This window comes from Barnesiella sp. An55 (assembly GCF_002161555.1).
In the GTDB taxonomy this organism is placed as follows: domain Bacteria; phylum Bacteroidota; class Bacteroidia; order Bacteroidales; family Barnesiellaceae; genus Barnesiella; species Barnesiella merdipullorum.
In genome coordinates, this window is sequence record NZ_NFHZ01000039.1 from 1 (window position 1) to 1,693 (window position 1,693).

The window sequence follows — 1,693 nt, forward strand, 5'->3', positions numbered from 1 at the left end:
CACAGTTGAGTGCCCACGACCACAGCGAGGGGTGGATTCCGTTACCGGCAAGCGGGGGCACGATAGGAGCCGGCTCTACCGACGAGCAGCCGGCCATGTATTATCTCACCGGCGACACCGAGCTGAGTTCCGATCTTGTCATTGCCGACGGAGCGGTGGTTACCCTGTGTCTGAATGGTTACCAGTTGACCGGTCGGGGCACCAACCCGGTTATCAGTGTCGATGCTTCCAAACTCACGGTGTGCGACTGTCAAGAGGGGAGCGAAGCTCCGGAGCACCGGCACCGGTATTATAGAGATGGGGAAGGACTGTTCGTGTTCGACGACGGGTCGTACATGTGGAACACTCTGTATGAGTCAGCCGAAACCACCGGCGTGATTGATGGCGGTGTAATTACCGGTGGCCTTACCCTTGGAGGTGTTTTTGTCGATGGAGAAGGTGCTTGCTTCACGCTCGAAAGCGGTGCGATAGCCGGCAATCGATCTACTCGCACTAATTTAGGCCCTATCGGGGGTGGCGGTATCGCTATCTGGGATAGTAGTGATGAGCCGGGTGAGATGGAAAGAAGGGTTGTCATCAACGGCGGTCAAGTGGCCGGTAACACCTCGGTTTCGGGAGGTGGAGGTATATTTGCCTATGAGGCTTTGACCCTGAACGGGGGCAAGATATGGGGCAACAGAGCTGACAAAGGCGGTGGTGTCTATATCTCAGGATCGAGCGCACACTTCGTGATGAACGGTGGAGAAATATCGGGCAACAACGGGATAAAAGATGCCGGAGCGATTTACGGATATCTCTACTCCCAGTTCACGCTCAATGACGGTCTGATTATTGACAATGTTTGCGAGGGTTTCAACTCGGGTGGAGGAATTTACATGAATCAAGCGAGATCCCTCGTTATCAACGGTGGTCTCATTTCCGGTAATATCGGTTATTACGGAGCCGGCGTTTCGACTAACTGGGTGGACACTATCTCCATCACAGGCGGTGTTATCATCAACAACTCGGCCGTGAACGACAAATATACTGACAAAGACATCTTTATCAACCGACAAGATGGTACTCAATTATCCATTGAGGGGGGATATATGGGCAGGTTGGAGATCCCCCAGGTATGGGGCAATTACAACGTCGTTGAAGGCGGCTTCTTCGTGGAACCGACGGTCGCAGACTATTTGACGGCAGAGGCCATAGCCATACCGGTGGGCGAAGGTGTGACCGGGTATCGCGAGGGCTTCCCCTATGGTGTGTACAAACGGAATACGAACGGGACGGATATTGCGCTGGACATTACGCCCGGAAACCCGGCGTATGACCAAGCCCCGATAGAGGCTGGTATCGACTTTACGGCAGAAGGTATTCCCGACAGCCTTTGTGCGGTTTATGCCTACCGTACGGACACCATCGAGCCGTTCGCCTATGGCCTGCCGGTCGATGCCGGGCCATACCATGTCATGTCTACCTTGTTGAGTAAAAACGGCAAATGGTATTATGGGCAAACCCCGTTTGACATTACCATTGACAAGGGAGAATGGCCGGGCGAAAAGATGGCCACCGGCATGATTGCCGCCGGGCATAGCGACTCCATTGCCCTGCCCGAAATTCCCGAAGGAGCCTACTTGGGTACACCCTCGGGCGACACCCGCATACTCGACGCCCACATAGCCGACGGCTACCTCTACTATACGGGTAG

1 protein-coding gene is annotated in these 1,693 nt (G+C 54.5%); it reads left to right on the plus strand.

Going from position 1 to position 1,693, the window contains the following annotated elements; genetic code table 11:
* Positions 1 to 1,693, plus strand: a 1,693-nt coding sequence (locus tag B5G10_RS12730; protein WP_206396581.1) for a hypothetical protein, incomplete at both ends; no start/stop codon positions are given.